The organism is Lawsonibacter faecis, from assembly GCF_014287675.1.
GTDB classification, from domain to species: Bacteria; Bacillota; Clostridia; order Oscillospirales; family Oscillospiraceae; genus Pseudoflavonifractor; species Pseudoflavonifractor faecis.
The window spans coordinates 194,539-218,165 of record NZ_JACOPQ010000001.1 but is presented as its reverse complement, the minus strand read 5'-3'; the positions used below and the strand labels follow the sequence as shown (position 1 = coordinate 218,165).

Below are 23,627 nucleotides of genomic sequence, written 5' to 3'. Positions count from 1 at the left end.
GGGAAAAAGTCGCCCCATCCGCCATGAGAAGTGTCATTTCTGAGGCGCATGTCCCCGGAAATGACGGATTATAACTTAATTCCGCCGTCTGCGGACGACGGAACTCTGCGAGGCTTGCTCTGCGGAGGTTTTTTTGACAGGCTGGCGCAGGGAGCATTTAAATCATGCTCCCTGCGTCTTTTTGCAGAGGTTTTGTACAAAAACATCTGTCTTGCACCTGCGGCTAAAACCTGATATGATGGAAGCAACCACGATATCCGTCTGACGGAATGCGTCGAAAGGGGGCGTTTTTCACTGGAAAACCGAGACGAAGTATTCAGCGCGCTCTACCAGCACAACGCCGCCAGAATGGTGCGCTATGCCGCCGGGCAGCTCCGCAGCCGGGAACTGGCGGAGGAGCTGGTGGAGGACGCTTTTGTGCTTCTGCTGCGCAAGTACGACCAGCTCACCGGCCACCCCAATCTGCCGGGCTGGCTGTGGAAGACGCTGCAGCACCTGATACTGACCGAGGTGAAGTCCGCCCGGTACCGGATGGAGGTCCCGTTGGAGCAGGACTTCGACCTGGCCGCCCCGGAGGAGGACCGCTCGGTCTTGGCCGACGCCCTGCCCGAGGGGCTGGGGCCCCGGGACCGGGAAATCCTGCTCCTCTTCTATGAGGAGGAGCTCACCCACGAGGAGATTTCCGCCCGCCTGGGCATTTCGGTCCTCAATTCCCGGACAAGGCTCTTCCGGGCGAGGAGCCGTTGCAAAGAATTGTTGGAGAAATTGCAAAAAAGTCCGTCCAGTGTGTAATGAAACGGTCTGTTGAACCGATATACCTAGTGAGAAGAAAGCAAAGGTTGGCGTGAAAAGCGCCCTGGGGCGCTTTGTCGTCTGCCGGCCAGCCGGCAGACGAGGTGTGGGAGGTGATAAGGATGCCTGATAGCGAGCGGGAGAAACTGGAGCGGGACGAGCTCATCGAGGCCCTGTCCGACCGGTTGGACGGCATGGGCGAGGAGGATTTCGACCTCTCCGCCCTGGACGAATACTTCTCCGCTCTGGACGATGAGGCGCCTCTGGCATCCGAGTTCGACGCGGTGTCCGGCGAGAAGGCGTTTCGGGAGAAGTATAAGGAGCTGTTTGAGGGAGACAGGGCGGCGGGGCCCGCGCTGCAGGTGCTCCCCGCCAAGCGCCGCCCCAGGGGCTGGCGGCTGGCGGGGCGGATTGCCGCAGTGGCCGCGGCGGCCTGCCTGTGCCTTGCGCTGGTCTGTCAGGGCATGGGCATTGATATGCTCGGCTTTCTGGCCCACTGGGGGAGAGGGGAGTTCACGTTTGAAACCTCCGACCAGCCCCGGCCGGACAACCTGAGGTACGGCCCCTTCGACACCCTGGCGGAGGCCCTCTCCGCCAACGGCACCACCGTTCCCATGGACCCCACCTGGGTTCCTGAGCCCGGCGGATACTTCGGCGCGCTGAAGACCGAGGTGACCGTCTCCCGCGAAGCACAGAGCGATCTCTTTACCGCTGACTGCCGGGACGAGGAAGGCCGGGGCTACACGGTAGAGGTCCGCCGGTATGATTCCATCCCCGCCACCCGCGTGGACGGCCTGGGCGATCCGGAGGCCATACAGTACGTGGTGGACGGCAGGAGTTATTTTATTCTCCAGTTAAAGGATGAGCTGAGCGTCCGCTGGATTCACGGCTCCATGGAGGGCTCCATCATCGGCGATTTGGATGTGGAGACCGCCCAGGCGCTGGTCCGCTCCATCACGGAGGGGAGCGGCGGGGGCTATCACGCCCCCGACCCGGACCGTACGCCTCCGATGGGCAACGACCTTCGGTCCCTGCTGGAGGTAATGGACCTGGACCCCAATCTGGCCCCCACCTGGCTGCCCGAGGGCTTCACCAAGAGTGAGCTGAACAGCGGCAACGGCTGGCAGAACGTGGAGATGATCCACGCCGTCTACGATGATGCCGCGCACGAGAAGCGCTTTTCCGTCCATCTGGAGTGGTGGGAGGACCCCGCCGAGCCCGTGGCGCCCGTCTTCGCCCGGGAGGGCGGCGGTGCGGAGGAGTATGAGCACAACGGCGTGACCTTCCGCATTCTGGACGACGGCGACGGCCTTATCGTTACCTGGACTGCGGGCCGCGTCTCCGGCTACATCAGCGGGGACCTCACCGAGGAGGAGGCCCGGCATATCATCGACTCCATCCCTCAGTGGTCGCCCGACCGGCCGCAGAGTGAGAAGCCCGGGTACCGTCCCTCCGATATTGTGGAGAACCACTACGACAGCATGAGCGATGCCCTGGCCGCTTACGACCTCCCCGCCAGCCTGGCGCCCGACTTTATTCCGGGCCGGTTTGTGCTGGAGGAGGTCACCGCCACCGAGATGTCCGCCTGGACCGACATCACCGCCGCCTACTTCGAGGGCGAGGAGCTGTTTCGCATCAGCGTCAAGGTCTTCGCCGACGAGGAGACCGCGGGGAGCGGCACCACGATCATCATCAAGGACGACGAGCCTGTGGAGGAGTACCAGCACAACGGCGTGACGTTCTATATCATGACCAACAACGACCGGCGTTCCGTGGCCTGGAAGAGCGGAGTGATGGAGGGTATGATCAGCGGCCCCATCACCACTGAGGAGGCCAAGCAGATCATCGACTCCATGGGTTAACAGCAAAAAGAGAGCCCCGCGGCAGCGCCGCGGGGCTTTTTTGCTGCAAAATCATGCATATTCTCCCTGCTGTCTCCTAAGTCTCCTGCCTGCGTCTGTTCCCCAAGCGCTTATACCAGAGCAGCGCGTCGGTGCTGCGTTCCCGCCGGAGCACGTAGAGGGTGAAAAAGATGTCCAGCCCCAAGAAAAGAACGGCTGGCAGGGTCAGCCACCCGGGAATCCTGGATACCAGCAGCGCCACCCAGGGGTGAACCCAGTAGACAAGGCCCATGGCCAGGGCGCCCCACATGGCGGTAAAGAGCAGGCATACCTTTCCGCCCACGTTCAGGGGCAGATGGGAGTAGTCCCAGAATTGCACCTTGGCCACCCGCTCATAGAAGAGCCCCAGCAGGTACTCCGCTGCAGTGGCGGTCAGGGCCGCGCAGGGGAAGAGGAGCCATGGATTTTGTCGGACGGCGGGCGGCAGCAGCAGGATGAGGACGGCCCCGAAGCCGTAGACCGGACAGAGGGGGAGAAAATAGAGACATTTCCGGTCTTTTTTTGGATTGCGGATCACCCGGGCAAACAGGACCTCCAGCACGAAGCCAATCAGGCTGTAACATACAAAATACCAGAACCATTCCGCCATGCCGCCGTTCCTTTCCATGCAATTTGATATATGGCATTAGCATGGACGGGAGCGGAAAAATCATGTGCTGAAGTTTTTGACAATATGACGGGGGAAATTTGCATAAGCGCATCTTGCCGAACCGCGGGGAATATGGTATGATAATCCGAAAAATAAAATGGGGGAAGATGGGCATATGCGGCATTTGATAGATTTCGGTGATTTGCCTCGGGCGGAGTGGGACGCGCTGTACACCAGGTGCAGCGAGATAATTGACCACCCCGCCGATTTTATGGACGCCTGCCGGGGCCGGGTGATGGCGAGCCTTTTCTATGAGCCCTCCACCCGCACCAATTTCTCCTTTCAATCCGCCATGCTTCGGGTGGGCGGCACGGTCTTCGGCTTCGCCGACCCCAAATCCACCTCCACCGCCAAGGGCGAGACGCTGAAGGACACCATCAAGATGGTCTCCGGATACGCCGACGTGGTGGTCATGCGCAACCCCCGTGAGGGTGCGGCCAAGGCGGCCAGCCTCTATTCCGACGTGCCCGTCATCAACGCCGGGGACGGCGGCCATATGCATCCCACCCAGACCACTGCGGACCTGACCACCATCACCCGCCTGCGGGGCGGGGTGGACGGCCTCTCGGTGGGCCTGTGCGGCGACTTGAAGAACGGCCGCACCGTCCACTCCCTCATCAAGGCCATGGCGAAATTCAAGGGCATCAAGTTCTATCTCGTCTCCCCCCGTGAGCTGGCGGTTCCGGAGTATATGCGGGCCTTTATGAAGCAGAACGGGATGTGGTTTGTGGAGGTCACCGGCCTGGAGACCGTCATGCCCCAGCTGGACGTGCTCTACATGACCCGCATCCAGAAGGAGCGCTTCGTGGACCCCCTGGAGTACGAGCGAAATAAGGGAATTTACGTGCTCACCAAGAGCAAGCTGGAGCGGGCCAGGAAGGAGCTGCTGGTGATGCACCCCCTGCCCCGTGTGGACGAGATCTCCATCGACGTGGATGACGACCCCCGCGCCGTCTACTTTGAGCAGGCCCGTTACGGCATGTTCGCCCGGATGGCCCTCCTCACCGACCTCGCCAACCAGTCCCGCATGAAGCCCGACGCGGTGGAGATTGGCACCCGGCCCGTGTGCTCCAATCCCAACTGCATCACCCAGACCGACCACTATCTTCCCCCGCTGGTCAAGAAGAACGGCGATGTGGACTGCTGCGCCTTCTGTGACGCGGCCCTGCGGTAATTACAATCAAAAAGGAGGCCCCCGGCATTCAACAGGAGCGCCGGGGGCCTCTTATGTCCTTTGTTTCCATGGACCTTTATGGTATAATGACCGCAGAGCAGCGGTGATATTGATGACTGGCGCGCCCGTCTCCGGCCCGGAGGGGGAGCCTGCGCGGGGATGCGGTATACGGTGCACAGATTTGCGGCAGACGTGAGGAGGGAGAGCTCTTGGAAAAAATCAAAGCATTCCACCAGCGGGGCAGGCGGTACTTCTCCCAGCTCAGGAGAGAGGTAGCCCGCTCCAACCTGACGATGCTCCGCCGGGTTTCATTTGCCTTTGAGCTCTTCCTGGTGCTCTACGGCGCGGCAGCCGGGGCCATTTTTCACAGCGCGGACCTCAACTGGTACTATCTGCTCTTTGCCGGTATCAATCTGCCGATGGTCTTCTTTTTTTTCTGGTACGGCAGGCGGAGCGAGCCGTCCTATCCAGTGGTTCAGGGCTTGAGCATCCTGATGGTGGTCGCCGTCCTGGGCTTTGCCATCTGCATCTGCCTCTTCCCGTACCCGGACCGGCCCTCCATCTTTTTTCCGCTGGCCTATATGCTGGTGAGCGTGCTCTTCACCATGCCCCTGTGGCAGATTGCCCTCACCCTGACGGCGGAGACCGGCCTATACTTGGCGCTGGCGCTCCGCATCAAAACGCCGGATGCCCTGGCCTACGACGTGTCCGGAGCGGTGACCACCTGGCTGCTGGGTTTCTTCTTTCTCTACTGGGTGAATGACCTGCGCCTGCGGGACGGGGAAATCCGCCTGGAGCTGGAGCATATCAGCCGGACCGACCCCCTCACCGGACTCTTAAACCGGCGGGCAATGGAGGACAATATGGTCCGCGGCTACCGGCGCTGCCAGAAGGGCGGCATGAGCGTGGCGGTGGTAATGCTGGATATCGACGATTTCAAGCAGTTTAACGACCGCTTCGGCCATCCCGCGGGGGACCGCTGCCTCATGGAGCTGGGCAGGGTGCTCAACCGGTTTGCCGAGGAGCAGGGCGTCTTCGTGGCCCGTTACGGCGGAGAGGAGTTCATCTTTTCCCTGCCCGGCAGCACGGGGGCGGAGGGGGTGCGCGCCGGGGAGGAGCTGCTGGAGCGCATTCGCCAGGAGAATTTGCGCGCCCCCGACGGTGTGCCGATTACCCTGAGTGTGGGCGTGGCCGCCGAGATTCCGACCGGAGAGGGGACCTTCGCCGCCCTGGTGGAGCGGGCGGACGCCGCCCTCTACCGTGCCAAGGCGCGGGGGAAGAACTGCGTCGCCGGGGAGTAGGCCCGGCTGCGGCCTGTCTTGTGAGGCAAAACGGCAGAAAAAGAGCGCGCTTTGGCGCGCTCTTTTTCTCATTAAATGAGATAACCGATACTTCCGGGACGGCTGACGGGGACACACGCCAGGGCAGCTGCCCGGTGTGCCGCGTCTTGCTTCTGCCGGGGGCAGTCTCCGCGCCGCCTGTGAGATTACCGCTCGCTGCCCCAGAAAAACAGCGCGATAACGCCGGGTCCGCAGTGGGCGCCGATGATGGGTCCCATGTGGAAGATGGTAATTTCCGCGTCGCTGTGGCGCTCCAGAATAGCGGCTTCCATGAACTTGGCGTCCTCCATGCAGTCGCCGTGGCAGATAAAGGCACGCTTGCCCTTCTCAGGGGTCCAGGAGGCATCCATGCGGTCAACGAGGGCCAGCAGGGACTTCTTCCGACCCCGTGCCTTGGCGGTGTTGGTGAGATGGCCCTCGTTGTCGCAGTGCATGACGGGCTTAATCTGCAGAGCGGAGCCCATGATGGCGGTGGCGGCGCTTACCCGACCGCCCCGGTGGAGGTGGTGCAGATCCTCCACGGTAAACCAGTGGGCCACCTTCAGCTTGTTCTCCTCCACCCACGCCACCAGTGCGTCGAAGTCCAGCCCGGCAGCCTGCTGGGCGGCGGCCTCGTTTACCAGAAAGCCCTCTCCGTTGGAGGCGGACAGGGTGTCGATGCAGGCGATTTTCCGGTCGGGGTACTTCTCGCGCAGCTCCTCCATGCAGATGCGGGCGGCCTGGATGGTGCCCGAGAGCCCGGAGGAGAAGCAGAGGTACACCACGTCCAGCCCCTGGGACAGGAACCGCTCGAAGTGGCTCTCATAGACGGTGGGATTTATCTGGGAGGTGGAGCCGGTCTTGCCCTGGCGCATCCCGGCGAAGAACTCCTCGCCGCTGATATTCCCGCCGGGACCGAAGGAATAGGGCGCGCCGTCCAACTGGCACTCCATGGGGATGATATCCACGCCGATACGCTCAGCCCACGCCGGGGTGAGGTCGACGGTGGCGTCGGTAACAATTTTGTAGCCGCTCATAGAATCCTCCTCTGTCTCTCGTAATGGATGAAAAAGCTACCCGCATTATACGACAAAACCCACCGAACTGCAAGGGTCAGAGGAGGCTTAGCACCAGCAGAGTCTGGGCGGTCAGGTAGGTGGACATCACCGCCAGGTGGGTGCAGCGCCGCTCGCCCAGCAGGATGGACCGGGCCAGAATGTAGTCCGACAGGATGAAGAAGAGCCCGCCCATACCACGCAGGGGCGCACCCCCGGCCACACCCGACATCCCCGCGAAGAAGGCCATGGTCAGCAGCACCACAAGGTAAGCGGTGCCCGTGGGCATCAGCGCGCCCATATGGGGGCGCAGCTCTAAAAAGATTTTGATAAACAGCAGGCAGAGCGCCGCCGCCGCCAGCACCATGGTCCAGACCGAGGGCCAGCGGGTCACTCCGCGGATGAAGACCGCGATATAGCACAGGTGCCCCAGCGCAAAGGCCCCCAGCCCCGCCATCAGGAGAGGATGGGGCTTCTCCCGCTTCTCCTCCGCACCGGGCATGACCAGGGCCACGTCCCCTACGAAGCCGCAGAGAAGGGCCGCCGCCGCCAGAGGTTCAGGCCGGGCGGCGGAGAGAATATAAAATGCCAGCAGCAGAGGCATCAGCAGGGGTTTGGTTATTCTGCGCAGCGTGACGCGCCGGGCCGCGCTTGCCCAGAGGTGAACCAGTGCGCACAATAGAAACAATACCAGCATCAGCAGATACATGACGAAGCCCCCTTTCCCTCTCCATTGTACTGGGAAAAGCTGCCCCGCACAACTGACAAAAGCGCCAGGGTGTCAAAAAAAGGGCGACGACCGTCCGCCCCTTTGACAGAAGGCTGCACGACGGATAGGGTTTGATCTCTTGGAAAAAATTCGCCCCATACGTCATAAAAAGTGTCATTTCTGAGGCTCATGCCCCCAGAAATGGCGGTGTTTCATTTTATTCCGTCGTCTGCGGACGACGGAACACTGCAAGGCTTGCTCTGCGGAGGTTTCCGTCATCTGCCTGTGCCTTGGAGCGTTCCGCGCATCTCCTTCTCCAGCTTCCCCTTTCGCCGCCAGGCGCCGAAGAGGCGGCCCAGTCCGCCGAATAAATGACCGTTGGCCAGAAAGAGAATGGCGTCCACCATCTCCATATCCACCATGGGCCCCATGAGCTTGGCGATGCCCCGGAAGGGCATGTTGTAGATGGACAAAATATTCAAATCAGGCTTGCCCGCGGCCTCTGCCCTGCGCCGTTTACCGTCGATGATGCGGTAGACCAGCCGGGCCGGGGCGCTCCTGGCGTAGCAGAGCTGGGAGACGGTGTCGTTGCGGCCCAGGGGGGCGCTGCGGTCCCACTTGGCCGGAGGGATGGGGCGGCCCAGCAGCGTCTGAAATTCCCGGTCGCCCACATCGTTCACCTTGCCGGAATAATAGCTGGAGAGGGCCGTTATGTCGTAGATACCCTCTGCGCAGGCGCCGCTGATTTCAATTTTCGCGCTCAGGCGGATATTCTCGCAGGAGGAGCCCGCCTTTACCTCGTAAATGCCGCCTTCCACCTCAAATTTTCCGGTTTTGACGTTAAAATAACGGAATGCCTTGTCATCCAGCGGGATGCTCACGGTTTTGGACTCGCTTGGCTCCAGAAACACCTTGGTAAAACCCTTCAGCTCCAGAGCGGGGCGGAAGACGGCGCTGTTTTCCATCCCAATGTAGACCTGTATCACTTCGGCCCCGGCGCGGCTGCCGGTGTTGGTCACGGTGAGGGTGGTCTCCCTTTCATTGACGGATAAGGCGGAGTATTCAAAGGTTGTATAGCTCAGGCCGAAGCCGAAGGGGAAGCGGACGGGGACGTTGGCGGTGCAGTAGTAGCGGTAGCCGATGAAGGGCCCTTCGCGGTACTCCACGGTGCGCTCCGCGCCCGGGAAGTGCCTGTATGCCGGGGTGTCGGCGTCGGCCATGGGGTAGCTCTCGGCCAGTCGGCCGGAGGGGTTCACCTCTCCCGTGAGTACCTTTACCATAGCTCCCGCGCCCGCCTGGCCGCCCAGATATCCGTGGACCAGGGCCTTGCAGCAGTCCAGCCAGGGCATTTCAATGGGCGCGCCGCCGGAGAGAATGACCACCACGTTGGGGTTCGCCCCGCGCACCGCCTCCAGCACCGCCACCTGGTTGGGGGCCAGAATCATCCGGGGCCGGTCCATGCCCTCCACCTCGGTCACCTCGGCCAGGCCCAGGTAGAGGAGGACCGCATCGGCCTTCCCGGCCAGCGCCGCGGCCTCTTCCAGCAGAGGCGCGTCCTCTCCGCCGTCCCGCCGGAAGCCCTGGGCGAAGCCGGTCACGTCCAGGGTACTGGCCTTCAGACAGTCCAGGGCGTTGTCCAGCCTGGTGGGGTTCACCACGCTGGAGCCCGCGCCCTGATAGCGGGGCGTCCGGGCAAAGTCGCCGATGACGGCCACCCGGGCGCCCGCCTTGAGGGGCAGAAGATTGTCCTCGTTCTTCAGCAGAACGATGGTGCTCTCCGCCACCTTGGACCCGAAGGCGTGGTGGGCCTCGGTATCGAAGCTCCCGGGCGCGTCCCCGGGAATCCGGGTGGCGAAGATGACGCCCAGCAGCTCGTCGACCCGGGCGTCCACGGCCGCCTCGTCCAGTGCGCCGGAGCGGACGGCGTTCACCAGGTCCAGGTCGCTGGTGGGGCCGGGGGCCGGCATCTCCAGGGCGGAGCCCGCCTTTACGCCCGCCACGTGGTCGTTGCTGCCGCCCCAGTCGGTGACCACAAAACCGTCGAAGCCCCACTCGTCCACCAGGATGTCCCGCAGGAGCTTCTGGTCCTCATTTGCATAGACGCCGTTAATCAGATTGTAGGAGGACATGATGGAGCGGGGCCTGCCCTCCCGCACGGCGATTTCAAACCCGGTGAGGTAGATTTCCCGCAGGGTGCGCTCATCCACCACACTGTCGGTGGACATGCGCAGGGTCTCCTGGTTGTTGGCCGCGAAGTGCTTGGGGCAGGCGGAGATGCCTCTGGACTGAATGCCCCGGATATACGCCGCCGCCAGCTTGCCCGCCAGATAGGGGTCCTCCGAGAAGTACTCAAAGTTCCGCCCGCAGAGAGGGGAGCGCTTCATATTCAAGCCTGGGCCCAGCAGGATATTGACGCCCTGGGCCGCCGCCTCCTCCCCCAGTAGCCTTCCCAGCTCCTCCCCCAGTGCTGTGTCCCATGAGTTGGCCATGGCGGCCGCCGTAGGGAAGCAGGTGGCGGGGAGGCTGGCGTTCAGCCCCAGGTGGTCCGCCGCGCCCGCCTGCTTGCGCAGGCCGTGAGGTCCGTCGGCCAGGAACATCCCGGGGATCCCGAGGCGGGGGAGGGGTTTGGACGTAAAGTTGCCCTCGCCGCTCAGCAGGGAGCATTTCTCCTCCAGCGTCATGCCGGCAATCAGGTCTGCGTATTTCATGGGCGCATCTCCTTTTCTCATCGTTGCGGCCTGTCTGGGATTAAATTGGAAGCGTGCTCGTGCACAATAATCCGGAATAAAAAAGTGCTCGTGCACAACCTTGACTACTATCATAAGAGCAGCGGAAAGGAATGTCAACGGGGAAAGAGGCGCGGGTAATATTTTAGCCTTTGTGCATAAGGATGGGGGGCGCACTTTGGGCGAAAAAACCGGGGCGGGGGCTGGGGGCCCCCCGCCCCGGTGCGACGGCCTGCCGGGGGTCAGATGTTCTGGCTGATATAGATATTCAGATCGGTATAGAGCTTGTCCGCGCCGGGGGCCTCCCCGAAGGCCAGGGCCTGGTAGAGAAGCTGGAGGGGCAGGGCGCCCTGGACCTCCGGCTGTTGGCCCAGGGTGGCGGAGATCACACCGCTTTGGAGCATCTCCCGCTGAGCGGCGACCAGGTCGTTGGTGATGATGGAGAGGGGACGCTCGCCCGCGGCGATCCGGGCCTCCCGGCAGACGGAGAAATCGCCCAGGTTGACGATGTAGATGGCGTCCAGCTCAGGGTGTTCCCGGAAGAGGGTGTGGACGGCGGAATAGTCCCCGTGCTGAAAGATGGTGGGCGCGCCGCCGTTTAAAAGCGTCATGGCCGGGTAGCGCTCAGAGAGCTCCCGGGTGAAGCCCAGGGCGCGCTCCTGGTAGCTGTAGTTATCCGAGTCGTGGAGGGTGAGCAGGCCCACCGTGCCCCGGCCCCCGGTGGTGAGGGCGGCCAGCCCGGCGGCCACCCGGCCCGCCCGGACGTAGTCGCAGCCCACATAGCACAGGCGCTTGACCGAGGGCTCGTCGATATTGAAGAAGATGATGGGAGTGCCCCGCGCCTCCAGCGTGTGCATGAGGGAGATGATGGCCGGGGTCATCATGGGGACCATGGCCATGCCGTCCAACTGGTCGCCCTCCACTTGGGCGGCCAGGGCCTCCAGGCCGGAGCGGGTGAACTCCCGTACCAGGTAGAAGCGGATCTCCACCCCCAGGTTTTGCAGCTCCACGGCCTTTTTCCGGGCGGCCTGGGTCACGTCGTGGAAGAAGGTGAACTCGTCTCCCTCCAGGGTCAGAAAGCCCAGACGCAGATTTTTCTTCCTGGCGGCCAGGATTTTGCCCGCCAGGTCGGGGCGGTAGTTGACCTCTGCGGCGATTTTACGGATTAGCTCCGCGGTGTCCGGCTTTACGCCGGGGCGGTTATTGAGCACACGGTCCACCGTCCCGCGGGACACCCCCGCCAGCTCGGCGATTTGCTTAATGGTTGCCATACTGCGCCTCCTGAAGCGGCCGATGCGCCGCGCAATGTCTCATCCCATTATAATAGCATGGGTGGGCTTGTCAATGGCGGAAAAGTTTTTTGCTCTTGAGCTGCTGCGGTTCGTGCGTGAGCACGCTGCCCGGAGAGGGAAGGCGGTGCGCCGCGCAGGGAGAAGACGGACAGGAGGGGCCGCCCACCGGGCGGCCCCTCATAATAGCTTGATTATTTGCGGACGAGGATGGTCTGGTCCGCGCGGGACATGGCCTTTTTGTAGTCGGCGGTATTGGTAAACACATCGTTCATATAGGGGTTCTTCTTCTGCTGTCTGGCGCGGCGGAAGACCACCACGACGAGGACCACGTTGGCGATGAGGGCCAGGGCGCTGATAACCGTTATGGGCAGGAAGTTGTCGGCGTACTGGACGCTCTTCACGGAGAAGACGCTGTAGTCCTGGAACATGGGGAAGACCTGGGCGAACATGCACCAGATGGCCAGGGTGTGGGCCCGGTTGGCCAGCCAAGCGCCCTTATTCCAGAAGAGGGCCGCCACGGTGGGGGCCAGCAGCAGGGCCACGCCGCAGTACCAGGCGTGGGTGGGCAGGCAGTTATAGGTGTAGGCGAAGTTCCAGATGTCGTAGGCGATGATGTAGATGAGGACCATGTCGGGCCAGAGCATATCCCGCCTGTCCTTGGAGACCTTGATGCCCAGCCAGCCGGTGATGCCCACGATGTTGAGGATGCCCGCCAGGGCGTTGAAGATGTTGTGCCAGCCGCCGTAGAGCATCACGCCCTCGGAGGAGAGCCACCAGCTGTTGAAGCCGTTGAGCGCGGACTCCAGGTCGCTGACCACGGCGATGAGGATGTTGCCCGCCAGGATGAACCAGGGGAAGTAGAGGAACCACTTCTTTTTGCCGACGCCCCACTGGTAGCGGATGAGCATGAAGCCGATGCACCCGGCCAGGGCGGCATAGAGCTTGGCGTAGTGGAACCAGCTGTTCATATAGATATAGGTTGGGTTATTGAGGGCCCATTCCGCGCCGGAGGCGGCCCCCACATAGATGGCGATGAAGTAGACCGTGAGGACGGCGGGGATGGCGAACAGGAAGACAATGCCGCCCGCCTTGCTCCTCCGCGTCAGCTCGTTCACCAGTATCAGGCAGCCGAAGACCAGGATCAGGCCCAGCCACTGGAACAGCGCGTTTTCTCCATACACTTGAAACAGCATTTGAAACGCTCCTTTACAGTATCGTCACACACAGATTGTCACACAGATTGGGACGGGGCGCGGGTCAGCAGGCCAGAATCTCCTTGATGTTGAACTCCTTTCCGCCCAGGAGCTCCCAGGATCTCGCCCCGCACCTGGGGCAGGTGCGCTCATGCTCCCGGAGATTGAAGACCTTACCGCAGGATTTACACAGCCCGTTGCCGGGGAGGACCTCAATCTCAAGCTCGGTCTGCTCCAGCATGGTGCCGTCCACCGCGGCAGGGTAGCACTGCTCCACAAAATAGGGGATGACCGAGGAGAGCTCTCCAATCTGGAGGGTCAGACGCTGAATTTGGGTCAGATTCTGCTCCCGTGCGATGCGCTCCACGGTCTGGACGACCTCAATGATGATGCCAAGTTCGTGCAAATGATCACCTGCCTGTCGGTTGGGGTGGGACGGAGGACGCGGAGGGATTGACACGGATACGGCGGATGCGGATTACCACGCCCTGCGGAGAACGGGGAGGGGCGTCAGTCCCTGGAGAAGGCGGTCTTGATCTTCTTGAGTGTCATTTTGCCGGTGCGCTTGATGACGTGGGGCACCAGGGCCTTCTTCATGTCCTCCAGGGAGACGCCCTCGCCGTCGTACTTGCGCTCCAGAGTAATGGCGTCAAACTTGCATTTGGTGGTGCACTGGCCGCAGCCCACACAGAGGAATTCATCCACCACGGTGGCGCCGCAGCCCAGACAGCGCTCGGTCTCCCGGCGCACCTGCTCCTCGGTAAAGGTGAGGCGGTCGTCCCGGAAGCTCTTCCGGGCGTCGGAGCTGCGGCGGACCTGCTCCCGGGGCATGCGGTCGTAGCTGTCCAGCTCCAGGTGCTCCTTGTCCAGCGCCTTGTACTCCCGGCGGTCCCGGCCATATATCAGGCTCTGGCCCGGCTGGACGAAGCGGTGGATGGAGATGGCCCCCTGCTTGCCCGCGGCGATGGCGTCGATGGCAAACTTGGGCCCGGTAAAGGCGTCGCCGCCGGCGAAGATATCGCTCTCGGCGGTCTGGTAAGTAAAGGGATCGGCCTTAATGGTGCGGTTGGGGTTCAACTCCACCCCGGAGCCCTCCAGCAGGCGGCCCCAGTCGACGGCCTGGCCGATGGAGAGGAGCACATAGTCGGCGGGAAACACAATCACATCGTTTTCATCGTACTTGGGGGAGAAGCGGCGGTTCTCGTCAAAGACCGAGACGCAGCGCTTGAACTCCACGGCGGTGACCTTACCGTTCTCGGTGAGGATGCGCTTGGGCCCCCAGCCGTTTTGTACGGAGATCCCCTCCTCGCCGGCCTCCTCCACCTCGTCGGCGGACGCGGGCATCTCGGCCCGGCTCTCCAGGCAGTACATGGAGACGGTCTCCGACCCCACCCGGACGGCGGAGCGGGCCACGTCCACGGCCACGTTGCCCCCGCCGATGACGATGACCCTGCCGGAGAGCTTCACGTCGCGCCCCAGGTTGATATCCCGGACAAACTCCACGCCAGAGAGGACTCCCTGGGCGTTCTCCCCCTCGATATTAAGCGCGCGGCCCGCCTGAGCGCCCACGGCCAGGTAGAAGGCCCGGTAGCCCTGCTCCCGGAGCTGGGCCAGGGTCACGTCCCTCCCAACCTCCACGCCGGTTTTAAACTCTACGCCCAGCTCCCTGAGTACGTCAATTTCGGCATTGACCACGTCCTTCTCCAGCCGGAAGGCGGGGATGCCCAGAGTGAGCATGCCGCCCAGGGCCTGCTGCTTCTCGAAGACGGTGACGGTATAGCCGTCAAGCGCCAGATAGTAGGCGCAGGAGAGGCCGGCGGGGCCGGCGCCCACCACGGCGATCTTCTTGTCGGAGTAATTGTGCCGCTTTTTCGGGATGAAGCGGCGGGAGGGGTCCATGTCCTGGTCGGCGATGAACTTTTTAATCTCGTCGATGGCGAGGGGCTCATCCACGTCGCCCCTGGTGCAGGCCTGCTCGCAGCGGCGGTTGCAGATGCGCCCGCAGACGGCGGGGAAGGGGTTCTCCTTCTTGATGAGCTCCAGCGCGTCGGTATACTTGCCCTGGGCGGCCAGCTTGATATAGCCCTGGATGCCGATGTGGGCGGGGCACTCGGTCTTGCAGGGGGCCGTGCCCGTGTCCACCACGTTTTTGCGGTTGATGCGGTAGTCCACGTTCCAGTGGTCGCTGGTCCACTTGGTGTCCCGGGGGGTCTCTTTGCGGACAATCTTCTCCACCACGGGCTTCGACGAGCAGACCTTCTGCCCCAATTGGAGGGCGTTCACCGGGCAGTTCTCCACGCACTGGCCGCAGGCCACGCACTTGTCCTTATCCACCCTGGAGACGTAGTTGGAGCGGACCATGTCGGCGTTGATGAACATCTCGGCGGTGCGCATGGAGAAGCAGCCGCAGCCGCAGCAGTTGCAGATGGCGTGGGTCTTGCCCGAGCCGTCCAGGTTGGGGATCTCGTGCATGAGGCCGTTCTCCTCGGCCCGGCGGAGGATCTCGTAGACCTCCGCCTTCTCCACCTGGCGGCCCCGGCCCGTGCGGATGTAGTACTCCGCCGCGTGGCCCATCTGGATGCACATGTCCTCCTTCAGGTGCCCGCAGCCCTCGCCCATGATCTCCCGGGCGGTGCGGCAGGAGCAGTTGGAGACTGAGAAGATGGTATTCTCCTCGATATATTTGGAGAGCTCCTCGTAGGAGGCCCTCCGGGTCTCGGCGGAGATGGCCTGCTCGATGGGGATGACACGCATCAGGCCCACGCCCACCGGGCTCATGCCCGCCGTGCCCGCGCCCCGGACGCGGCCGTAGGCCTCGAAGGCCTCGGCGATCTGGGGGTATTTGCGGGGGTTGGTGGGGTGGTTGACCATCATCTCCATGATGCCGGGCACCCAGGTATCGTAGAAAAAGGTGTCCTTGCCGTTCACCACGTTGACGAAGCACACGCCCGCGTCGGCCAGCTCCAGCAGGATGCGGTGGGTCTCCTCCACACTCCTGCCGCAGCGGGGCGCAACCTCCTCGGCGGTCAGGTGCTCGCGGATCTTCATGGTCATGCAGACGTCGGCCATCTCGTGGGTGACCACCGGCTCCAATATCAGGTACTCGGGGGCCTCGAAGTCGTAGGCGTCCTTGCTGCCCGGCTTCTTCCGGCCGATGTGGTTGGCCAGGGCCAGAATTTTCTCATCGCGCTTGTTCAGGCGGTGGGACATTTCATCCTCTCCTTTTTTATCATTTCTCGGGGGAGACGGGGGCGGGGGAGCGATGCTTCCGCATGATGCCACCCAGTCGCTCCGGACGGAGCGGACTCAGCCTGCCGGGCTTAGGCGTTCCACTCCCGGACCTGCCCGGCCAGCCAGGCAAACCAGGGCTCCATGCCCTCGCCGGTCCTGGCCGAGATGGGGAAGATCTCCACATCGGGGTTGAGCCGCCGGATACGCTCCTTGGCGGCCTCCAGGTCGAAGTCGAAGACGCTCAGGGTGTCCATCTTGTTGATGATCACCGCATGACAGATGGAGAACATCAGCGGGTACTTGAGGGGCTTGTCGTCCCCCTCCGGGACGGAGAGAATCATGGCGTTGCGGGCGGCGCCGGTGTCAAATTCCGCCGGACAGACCAGATTGCCCACGTTCTCCAGGATAGCCAGATCCAGATTGTCGGTCCCCAGGCCGTCCAGACCCTGCCTGGTCATGCCAGCGTCCAGGTGGCACATGCCGCCGGTATGGAGCTGGATGACCCTGGCCCCCGTGCCCGAGATGGCCTCGGCGTCCACGCTGGAGTCGATGTCCGCCTCCATCACGCCGATGCGGAATTCGTCCTTCAGCGCGGCAATGGTCCGCTTCAGCGTGGTGGTCTTCCCCGAGCCGGGGGAGGACATCAGGTTGAGCAGGAAGGTCTTCTCGGCGCGCAGGCGCACCCGGAGCAGGTCGGCCTCCCGGTCGTTGCTCTCAAAGACGCTCTGTTTGATCTCCAGGACGCGAAATTCAGCCATGGTATCCACCTCTCTTTAAGTCGAAACAGTTCCTGAAACGAAAGATTCCATGCTCAGTTTATCAGGTGAAGGGAGGGGCGGCAACGTTATTGTGATTCATTTAACGATTTTCTCCGTTCGGCACAAGGAACTAGCTTGTAAATTGAGGGATTTCATGATAGCATTATGTTGGTCATACCAGATACCAGAGAGAAGGAGCGTGCCATATGGAGTTTCAGAAGCTGCAGGCGCCCAGCCTGAAGGAGCTTTTTATCCGGGAGATTGAAAACCGCATCCTCTCCGGGGCGCTGGAGATTGGTTCCCAGCTCCCCACCGAGCGGGAACTGGCCGAACAGATGGGGGTGAGCCGGGCGGTGGTCAACGGCGGGGTTGCCGTGCTGGCGGGGAAGGGGTTCCTGGAGATCCGGCCCAGGGTGGGCATTTTCGTGGCCGACTACCGCAGGAAGGGCACTATGGAGACCATGGCCGCCATCATGAACTACAACGGCGGAACGCTGCGCAGGGACGAGATACGCTCCATCCTGGAGTTCAAACTCCTCATCGACACCTTTTCCCTCAAGAGCCTCATCCCCAGGGTGACCGACCAGGACACCGACCGGCTTTGGGGGCTGCTGGAGCGGCTCCACGGCTGCGCTGCCGCCGACAGCGCGGCTGAGGCCGCCTTCGGGTACTACCATGAGCTGTGCGTCCTCAGCGGCAACACCTTTGCACCCCTCATCTACTACTCCTCCAAGCCTGTGATCATCCCCCTCTGGCAGCGGTATATGCGCCGCTACGGCGTGCAGACCATCTACCAGCACAGCTATCAGCTCTTCCGCCGCATCGTGGAGCGGGACCTGGAGGGGGCGCTGGAGTGGGCGGCGGCCTATGTAAATGAGGCGATTCAGGGCAGCCGGGAGATCTATGAAGAGTAAACGGCGCTAAAAGAGAGGAGAAAACGTCTTTTTTCCTTGCCCGTGGGAGAGAGAGACGGTATAATAGTGATAATTAAGCGCTTGATGGCAAAATGCGGCCAAAATTTGTACTAATAAACGGACTGCTTGACAGCCCGGGTGGGAAGCGGGTGAGCGCGTGGAGAGAATCAGACGGGTCGCGGTGCTGCTGCTGGCGGTGCTGCTGCTGGTGGCCTGTACCGGCGGTGCGGCCCTGGGGGCCGGCAGCCAGGGGCTGCCCAAGAGCGGGCGGACGGTTCGGGTGGGCTATCCCGTTCAGAAGGGCATCACCTATGTGGACGAGGACGGTGAATACACGGGCTACACCTATGAATATCTGGAGGAGGTGGCCCAGTACACGGGCTGGGACTACGAGTTCGTCCAGGTGCCCGGCGACCTGGACGAGAGCCTGACCACCCTGATGGAGATGCTCTCCAGGGGCGAGATCGACCTGCTGGGCAGTATGCTTTACACCGAACAGATGGGTGAGATCTACGACTATGCAAGCCACAGCTATGGCGTGGGGGAGACGGTCCTCCAGACCTCGCTGGACAACTCCGAAGACGTGGTGATCAATGCCCAGATCCCCCAGACCTTCCGCGTGGCGGTCGTCAGCGGCGCCAGCCGCAGCATCCAGGCGCTGGAGGACTACTTCGCCATCAACATGTCCACTCCAGAGTACGTCTACTGCGACAGCGACGTGGAGCAGCTCCGGGCACTGGAGGAGGGACGGGCGGATATGCTGCTCAACAGCAGCATGAACTATCTGGAGGGGGTGCGGACCGTAGCCCGCTTCAACTCCAAGCCCTTTTACTTCATCACTACAAAGGGGACGGACGGCGGCCTCATGGAGGAACTCAACGCCGCCATTATGAGCATTGAACAGACCGACCCCTATTTTACCACCCGTCTTCTGGAAAAGTACTTCGGCCCCGCCGAGGAGAAGCTGACCCTCTCCCAGGCGGAGCGGGCCTATGTGGAGTCGGTTGGAGCGCTGCGTGTGGGCATTCTGACCGAGCAGCCCCCCTACCAATACAGGGAGGACGGAGCGCTGCGGGGCGTGTCGGTGGACCTACTGGATTATGTGGCGGAGCAGACCGGCCTGCGCTTCGAGCTGGTGGCCTGCGGCACACCGGAGGAACTGTCGAATCTGGCCGGTTCGGGAGGGATTGACCTGGTGGCCTCCATGCCCTACGACTACGACTTGGCCCGGCAGCGGGGCCTCTCCATGACCAGGCCCTATCTCTCCGCCCAGTATGTAGTCATCACCGGGGAGAAGGACGGCGGAGCGGCCGGCCAGGGCCGCCGTCTGGCCCAGACCACCTTCGCCGAGTGGGATGGGAAGGGCTGGGAGGCGGAGGAGATCCTGCGCTATGCCACCACCAGCGAATGTATCCGCGCCGTGCTGGACGGGGAGGCGGACTTCACCTATGTGGACACCTATACGGCCCAATACTATATCAACTCCCCGGAGTACTGGAGTCTGAAAATGATCCCCCTGGGCGAGCAGGACCGGAGCGTCAGCTTCGGCGTGGTAAAGCCGGGCAGCCGGGAGCTGCTCTCCATCCTCAACAAGGCGGTGCTCACCATTCCCGAGGCGGATATGCAGGGCATCGTCAACCAGAACCTGCTGCGCAGGCAGCCCGCCACCCTGGCGGATCTCATCCGGCAAAACCCGCTGGGCGTGGTGCTGACGGTGGGGTCGGTGGCTGGGATTATCATCGCGGTACTGGTCTTCTTCCTCTGGCAGCGGGCCAAGATGAACCGGAAAAACGCCCTGGAGCTGGAGAAGCATTTCAGGGTCTACGCACTGGTCAACGAGTACTTCTTCGAGTATGATTACCGGACGGGTATTATGGTGGTATCCAGCCCGCCCAAGGACGGCGGAGACGGGCCTGAGCTCATTGAGTCGGACCTGAACGCGGAAACGGAAACCCCGGAGGGGGAGGAGCGGCGGGCCAGGTTCCGCGCCATCGTCGCCTCGGGAGAGAGCGGGACCCGCGAGGCCTTTTTCAACTGTGTCGACGGGCGGGACCACTGGCTGCGCTTTGCACTGGAGACCGTTTTCGACGGCGACGCCCCCGCCTATACCCTTGGCAAGATCAATATCATCGACGAGGAGATGCGGGAGAAGGAGGCGCTTCTGGAGCGGGCGCAGATGGACAGCCTCACCAACCTCTACAACGCCGGGACCTTCCGGCGCCTGGTCTGTGAGGACCTGGCCGGGCTGGCGGCGGGGGAGCACGGCGGGCTGCTCCTCATTGATGTGGACCACTTCAAGGCCATCAACGACACCTACGGACATATGCGGGGCGACGAGGCCCTGGGGCAGGTGGCCGGGCTGCTGCGCGGCAGCTTCCGGGCGGAGGACATCGTGGGACGCCCCGGCGGGGACGAGTTTGCCGTCTATATGCGGGCGGTCAAGGACGAGAGGTCCCTGGCGGACAAGTGCGGGGACCTGTGCAGGCGGCTGCGGGGCCTCAGCCCGGAGGACGGAATGCACCTGACCATCAGCATCGGCGCGGTGCTGGCGGGACAGGGCGACGGGTACGAGGAGATCTACGCCCTGGCAGACCGGGCGCTTTATACCGCCAAGGAACAGGGGCGCAACGGGTTCAGCGTGGCGGAGAGAGCGGCGGGCAATGAAACATGAAAAGGCCGGATCAATCTGTTCGCACGTCCCATGAAGGCTGAGGCAAAAGGCGGCCCCCGGGAAATCAAATTCCTGGGGGCCGCCTTTTGTCCTTAAGTCCATTCTGTACCGCAGGATAGGAAAGCATCGCGCCGGCGTCGGCCGTTGAGCGCTGCGGGGAACACAGGCATATTAAGCTTCGCCGTTTGACATTCGCCCATTGGGGCGGCGGATGTCACTCCGACCGCTTCGCTTTCGCCTCATCCGCGCGCCGGGAGAAGCCCTGTTGCATTTCGGTGGCGCATCCGCATACGGGACCCTCGGGGGGATGAGACGAGGTACTCCGGGGATCAGGAGATGCGGCCGCCGTCGGTGCTGATGACGACCACCTGCCAGGGAATGAATTTGCCGCTCCTCTGGAGAGCGGTCTTTACCGCCTGCTCGATACCACCGCAGCAGGGGACCTCCATGCGGACCACGGTGACGCTCTGAATTTCGTTACGGCGGAGAATTTCGGTGAGCTTCTCGCTGTAGTCTACCGCGTCCAACTTTGGACAGCCAACCAGGGTGACGTGCCCGGCAATGAAGTCGTTGTGGAAATTGCCGTAGGCGAAGGCGGTGCAGTCGGCGGCCACCAGCAGCTTCGCGCCGTCAAAGTAGGGGGCGTTCACAGGGGCCAGCTTGATTTGGACCGGCCACTGGGAGAGCCGGCTCACCGGAGCGTCCATGGGGCGTAAGACGGGCTGTGGACGGCGGTGGATGGACTTGCTCTGGGAGCCGGGGCAGCCGCAGGGGAGGGTGTCACCCTGGCGGTTCATGGCCGCGGCCATGTTGGCCTTGACGGCGGCCTCGTCATACGCGGCGGCCTCCCGCTCCATAAAGGTGATAGCCCCGGTGGGGCAGGCGGGCAGGCAGTCACCCAGGCCGTCGCAGTAGTCGTCCCGCAGGAGCCTGGCCTTGCCGCCGACCATGCCGATGGCCCCTTCGTGACAGGCTGCGGCGCAGGCGCCGCAGCCGTTGCATTTTTCCTCGTCGATGTGAATGATTTTACGTACCATAAAAGTTCCTCCTCAGTAAGCTGGCTTGTATGTTCTAAGGCTATGGTACTATAATAGGGAAGAGATGTATGTTGTATTTCCAACAAAGGGGACCATTTATGAGAGCGTATTTATCGCTGCTGCGCGCCACAACCCTGATGCAGGGGCTCACCGACAGGGAGATTGAGGACGTTCTCCGCTGTCTCTCAGCGGTGGAGCGGCCCTTTGGGAAGGGGGAGACCCTCTTCCGGACAGGGGAACCGCTGCGGGTCATGGGTCTGGTGCTGGAGGGGTTAGTCTGCCTGGAGAAGGTGGACTTCTGGGGCAACCGCAGCCTGCTGGCCCAGGCGGGGCCGGGGGAGATTTTCGGAGAGGTCTACGCCTGCGAGCCGGGCAGGCCCCTCCACATCGATGTGGCGGCGGGGGAGGCGGGGAAGGTGCTCCTGCTGGACGTGGAGCGGGTGCTCACGACCTGCACCAACGCCTGCCCCTTCCACGCCCGGCTCATCCGGAATCTGCTGGGGGTGGTGGCCCGCCGGGCCTACAGCCTGAGCCGGAAGCTGGAGCATATCTCGGGCCGGACCACAAGGGCGAAGCTCCTCTCCTACCTCTCGGAGCAGGCGGAGCGGACTGGGAGCAGCCGCTTTTCCATCCCCTTCAGCCGCCAGGAGCTGGCCGACTACCTGGCCGTGGAACGCAGCGCCATGTCCGCCGAGCTGGGAAAGCTGCGCAGGGAGGGGATTTTAAGCTTTGAGAAAAACCGCTTTGAGCTGCTGTAGCCAATAAGGCCCCCTCTCGCTGAGAGGGGGCCTTATTGGCTCGCTCATCGGCGGTCGAGAATCTGCTCCAGGAAGGCGGATGCGAAGAGTCCGGACAGGAGGACCACCGGGGCAAGGGCGATGGTATCGTGTGCGTACCTCCAGAGCAGCGGGGCGGCCGCTCCCGAGGCAATGGCCCATACAAGGGCCAGCAGGGTGGAGCCCAGCATGACGCAGGCGAGGATGGCACAGCGGGTGAGTATGTACCAGGGCAGATCCCGCATTTGGGAGAGCCAACGCAGAAAAGTCATAAATATCCTCGTTTCTACTCATTTCCTACATAATATCAGGGAAAAAAGGTGAGGACAAGACGAAAGTTCTTCCAATTTATTCGGTAATCGTTCGACTTGAATTTACAGAGTATGACAAAAAATATATTACCAATGCGCCGGAGGTTTACATATATGCCTGCTTGGTTACATAACGCTGAAAAAGGGGTCGAATAGAGGGTTACGAAAACACTATACATTTCCTGGAAAGTACAATATAATGTGACATGCCTGAAAAAATGAAGGAGGAGATCGCAAGATGAGGGAATTGCTTGTTGAATCCTGTCAGGAGGAAGACGAAGAGGGCGCAGGACATCGGTTTGACTATTTTGTCGTGGTGGACCAGATGGAGGTGAGCGGCGGCTTTGCCTGCGAGAGCTATGGTGTGCGCATCGCCGGGCCTGACGGAGGGGAGAGCATATGCGTGCCGAATATTACCACCAGCGCGTCCAGAATCGACGAGCTGATGGAACTGCTGACCCGGAACTTTGTAACGCCCACGACCCTGCGCGACGTCATCAACGACTGGCTGTGAGTGTGTCCCAGGTGGGTTACATAAAAAATGCCCGTGCCGCGATGCGGCACGGGTATTTTTTATTGCCTGAATAGCAAAAAAGCGGCTCAAAAGGCCACATAGGACTTTATACCATCATGCGGAAACCCTGATTTCATGCGGGTTTGCGCATATCAGCCCTGTTTCTTGTTAAAAGTTCTTGCAACCAATTTTTGTACGGTTGGGCGGGATTGTATCTGCTGCAAAATGGGAAAATACCTCCGTCACAGTCTTGCATATGATAGCTGTTGTCTATCTGCGGAAGGACGGCGCGGGGTAAAGAGCGGTTTGCGAAAGCGGAATAATAGGGCCTCCAAATCCCTGATAGAACGGGCCTCTGCGGACGCCAAGCCGAGGGGCCTGTATTTTTTATCCTAACCCCCTGAAAACGGCCTTCTATCGTTCCGCACACCCGCCCCGGCGTGAGACTTAGCCCCGTCTCATGCAGGGGCCATTTTCATGTGCGGGGGGAATCGGGGTCCCACCGAAAACAATCGTGGCAAGCAGGGCAGGAGTATATGCACTCACACAAAACGCTTGTTGGGTACTGGAACCCAAACCCCGGAAAAGAGCCGCCAGCGGCGGCC

19 protein-coding genes are annotated in these 23,627 nt (G+C 62.1%); 8 read left to right on the top strand and 11 right to left on the bottom strand.

Annotation, left to right across the window (positions count from 1 at the left end; translation table 11 throughout):
• The first annotated feature begins 255 nt into the window (after window positions 1-255).
• Both H8S62_RS00985 and H8S62_RS00980 read left to right on the top strand, forming a co-directional pair.
• Window positions 256-792, top strand: coding sequence for an RNA polymerase sigma factor (locus H8S62_RS00985; RefSeq protein ID WP_341480999.1), 537 nt, complete (start codon window positions 256-258; stop codon window positions 790-792).
• 122 nt (window positions 793-914) lie between these two features.
• Window positions 915-2,654 (top strand): DUF4367 domain-containing protein, encoded by a 1,740-nt coding sequence (locus H8S62_RS00980; RefSeq protein WP_186918214.1) that lies wholly within the window; start codon window positions 915-917, stop codon window positions 2,652-2,654.
• A gap of 76 nt (window positions 2,655-2,730) precedes the next feature.
• On the opposite strand, the gene H8S62_RS00975 is transcribed toward H8S62_RS00980, so the two are convergent.
• Entirely contained in the window at window positions 2,731-3,282 is a 552-nt protein-coding gene (locus H8S62_RS00975; RefSeq protein WP_155145250.1) for a putative ABC transporter permease, read from the bottom strand.
• Window positions 3,283-3,457: 175 nt separating this feature from the next.
• Here H8S62_RS00975 and pyrB point away from each other — a divergent pair, with 175 nt between their 5' ends.
• A complete protein-coding gene (pyrB, locus tag H8S62_RS00970; protein ID WP_155145252.1) occupies window positions 3,458-4,516 on the top strand; it encodes an aspartate carbamoyltransferase in 1,059 nt (352 codons plus the stop codon).
• A gap of 209 nt (window positions 4,517-4,725) precedes the next feature.
• Entirely contained in the window at window positions 4,726-5,817 is a 1,092-nt protein-coding gene (locus H8S62_RS00965) for a GGDEF domain-containing protein (RefSeq protein ID WP_155145254.1), read from the top strand.
• 185 nt (window positions 5,818-6,002) lie between these two features.
• Here the strand turns inward: H8S62_RS00965 and H8S62_RS00960 are convergent, their stop codons facing one another.
• The 8 genes from H8S62_RS00960 to hypB all read right to left on the bottom strand — a co-directional run bounded on the left by H8S62_RS00960 (window position 6,003) and on the right by hypB (window position 16,799).
• On the bottom strand, window positions 6,003-6,872 hold the full coding sequence (locus tag H8S62_RS00960; protein ID WP_186918213.1) for a DegV family protein: 870 nt from the start codon (window positions 6,870-6,872) through the stop codon (window positions 6,003-6,005).
• Between the two features lie 76 nt (window positions 6,873-6,948).
• Window positions 6,949-7,599, bottom strand: a complete 651-nt coding sequence (locus H8S62_RS00955) for a lysoplasmalogenase (protein WP_186918212.1) — start codon at window positions 7,597-7,599, stop codon at window positions 6,949-6,951.
• Between the two features lie 275 nt (window positions 7,600-7,874).
• Window positions 7,875-10,307 carry a glycoside hydrolase family 3 C-terminal domain-containing protein gene (locus H8S62_RS00950; RefSeq protein ID WP_186918211.1) on the bottom strand — a complete coding sequence of 811 codons (2,433 nt, stop codon included), beginning with the start codon at window positions 10,305-10,307 and terminating at the stop codon, window positions 7,875-7,877.
• A gap of 260 nt (window positions 10,308-10,567) precedes the next feature.
• On the bottom strand, window positions 10,568-11,596 hold the full coding sequence (locus tag H8S62_RS00945) for a LacI family DNA-binding transcriptional regulator (protein ID WP_186918210.1): 1,029 nt from the start codon (window positions 11,594-11,596) through the stop codon (window positions 10,568-10,570).
• A gap of 212 nt (window positions 11,597-11,808) precedes the next feature.
• Window positions 11,809-12,810: a DUF5692 family protein gene (locus H8S62_RS00940; protein WP_186918209.1), complete on the bottom strand. Its 1,002-nt coding sequence runs from the start codon at window positions 12,808-12,810 to the stop codon at window positions 11,809-11,811.
• A 64-nt stretch (window positions 12,811-12,874) separates the two neighbouring features.
• The gene (locus H8S62_RS00935) at window positions 12,875-13,216 is read right to left on the bottom strand and encodes a hydrogenase maturation nickel metallochaperone HypA/HybF (protein ID WP_155145264.1); all 342 of its coding nucleotides are present in this window, start codon (window positions 13,214-13,216) and stop codon (window positions 12,875-12,877) included.
• Window positions 13,217-13,320: 104 nt separating this feature from the next.
• Window positions 13,321-16,020, bottom strand: a complete 2,700-nt coding sequence (locus H8S62_RS00930; protein ID WP_186918208.1) for an FAD-dependent oxidoreductase — start codon at window positions 16,018-16,020, stop codon at window positions 13,321-13,323.
• A 110-nt stretch (window positions 16,021-16,130) separates the two neighbouring features.
• Window positions 16,131-16,799 (bottom strand): hydrogenase nickel incorporation protein HypB, encoded by a 669-nt coding sequence (gene hypB, locus H8S62_RS00925; RefSeq protein ID WP_155145268.1) that lies wholly within the window; start codon window positions 16,797-16,799, stop codon window positions 16,131-16,133.
• Between the two features lie 206 nt (window positions 16,800-17,005).
• Between hypB and H8S62_RS00920 the strand changes: the two genes are divergently transcribed.
• Window positions 17,006-17,713 (top strand): FadR/GntR family transcriptional regulator, encoded by a 708-nt coding sequence (locus H8S62_RS00920; RefSeq protein WP_155145270.1) that lies wholly within the window; start codon window positions 17,006-17,008, stop codon window positions 17,711-17,713.
• Between the two features lie 157 nt (window positions 17,714-17,870).
• Window positions 17,871-20,384 carry a diguanylate cyclase gene (locus H8S62_RS00915; RefSeq protein WP_186918207.1) on the top strand — a complete coding sequence of 838 codons (2,514 nt, stop codon included), beginning with the start codon at window positions 17,871-17,873 and terminating at the stop codon, window positions 20,382-20,384.
• A gap of 329 nt (window positions 20,385-20,713) precedes the next feature.
• Here H8S62_RS00915 and H8S62_RS00910 read toward each other — a convergent pair whose 3' ends face one another.
• Window positions 20,714-21,421: an ATP-binding protein gene (locus H8S62_RS00910; RefSeq protein WP_186918206.1), complete on the bottom strand. Its 708-nt coding sequence runs from the start codon at window positions 21,419-21,421 to the stop codon at window positions 20,714-20,716.
• 98 nt (window positions 21,422-21,519) lie between these two features.
• Between H8S62_RS00910 and H8S62_RS00905 the strand changes: the two genes are divergently transcribed.
• Window positions 21,520-22,179: a Crp/Fnr family transcriptional regulator gene (locus H8S62_RS00905; RefSeq protein ID WP_186918205.1), complete on the top strand. Its 660-nt coding sequence runs from the start codon at window positions 21,520-21,522 to the stop codon at window positions 22,177-22,179.
• Between the two features lie 44 nt (window positions 22,180-22,223).
• On the opposite strand, the gene H8S62_RS00900 is transcribed toward H8S62_RS00905, so the two are convergent.
• The gene (locus H8S62_RS00900; RefSeq protein WP_155145278.1) at window positions 22,224-22,469 is read right to left on the bottom strand and encodes a hypothetical protein; all 246 of its coding nucleotides are present in this window, start codon (window positions 22,467-22,469) and stop codon (window positions 22,224-22,226) included.
• A gap of 277 nt (window positions 22,470-22,746) precedes the next feature.
• On the opposite strand from H8S62_RS00900, the gene H8S62_RS00895 reads away from it, so the two are divergent.
• Window positions 22,747-23,022, top strand: coding sequence for a DUF6514 family protein (locus tag H8S62_RS00895; protein WP_155145280.1), 276 nt, complete (start codon window positions 22,747-22,749; stop codon window positions 23,020-23,022).
• Window positions 23,023-23,627: the final 605 nt, after the last annotated feature.

Coding starts and splice junctions, on each gene's coding strand:
- H8S62_RS00980 (WP_186918214.1), top strand. CDS start 915: ATGCCTGATAGCGAGCGGGAGAAACTGGAGCGGGACGAGCTCATCGAG.
- H8S62_RS00975 (WP_155145250.1), bottom strand. CDS start 3,282: ATGGCGGAATGGTTCTGGTATTTTGTATGTTACAGCCTGATTGGCTTC.
- pyrB (WP_155145252.1), top strand. CDS start 3,458: ATGCGGCATTTGATAGATTTCGGTGATTTGCCTCGGGCGGAGTGGGAC.
- H8S62_RS00960 (WP_186918213.1), bottom strand. CDS start 6,872: ATGAGCGGCTACAAAATTGTTACCGACGCCACCGTCGACCTCACCCCG.
- H8S62_RS00955 (WP_186918212.1), bottom strand. CDS start 7,599: ATGTATCTGCTGATGCTGGTATTGTTTCTATTGTGCGCACTGGTTCAC.
- H8S62_RS00950 (WP_186918211.1), bottom strand. CDS start 10,307: ATGAAATACGCAGACCTGATTGCCGGCATGACGCTGGAGGAGAAATGC.
- H8S62_RS00945 (WP_186918210.1), bottom strand. CDS start 11,596: ATGGCAACCATTAAGCAAATCGCCGAGCTGGCGGGGGTGTCCCGCGGG.
- H8S62_RS00940 (WP_186918209.1), bottom strand. CDS start 12,810: ATGCTGTTTCAAGTGTATGGAGAAAACGCGCTGTTCCAGTGGCTGGGC.
- H8S62_RS00930 (WP_186918208.1), bottom strand. CDS start 16,020: ATGTCCCACCGCCTGAACAAGCGCGATGAGAAAATTCTGGCCCTGGCC.
- hypB (WP_155145268.1), bottom strand. CDS start 16,799: ATGGCTGAATTTCGCGTCCTGGAGATCAAACAGAGCGTCTTTGAGAGC.
- H8S62_RS00920 (WP_155145270.1), top strand. CDS start 17,006: ATGGAGTTTCAGAAGCTGCAGGCGCCCAGCCTGAAGGAGCTTTTTATC.
- H8S62_RS00910 (WP_186918206.1), bottom strand. CDS start 21,421: ATGGTACGTAAAATCATTCACATCGACGAGGAAAAATGCAACGGCTGC.
- H8S62_RS00905 (WP_186918205.1), top strand. CDS start 21,520: ATGAGAGCGTATTTATCGCTGCTGCGCGCCACAACCCTGATGCAGGGG.
- H8S62_RS00900 (WP_155145278.1), bottom strand. CDS start 22,469: ATGACTTTTCTGCGTTGGCTCTCCCAAATGCGGGATCTGCCCTGGTAC.
- H8S62_RS00895 (WP_155145280.1), top strand. CDS start 22,747: ATGAGGGAATTGCTTGTTGAATCCTGTCAGGAGGAAGACGAAGAGGGC.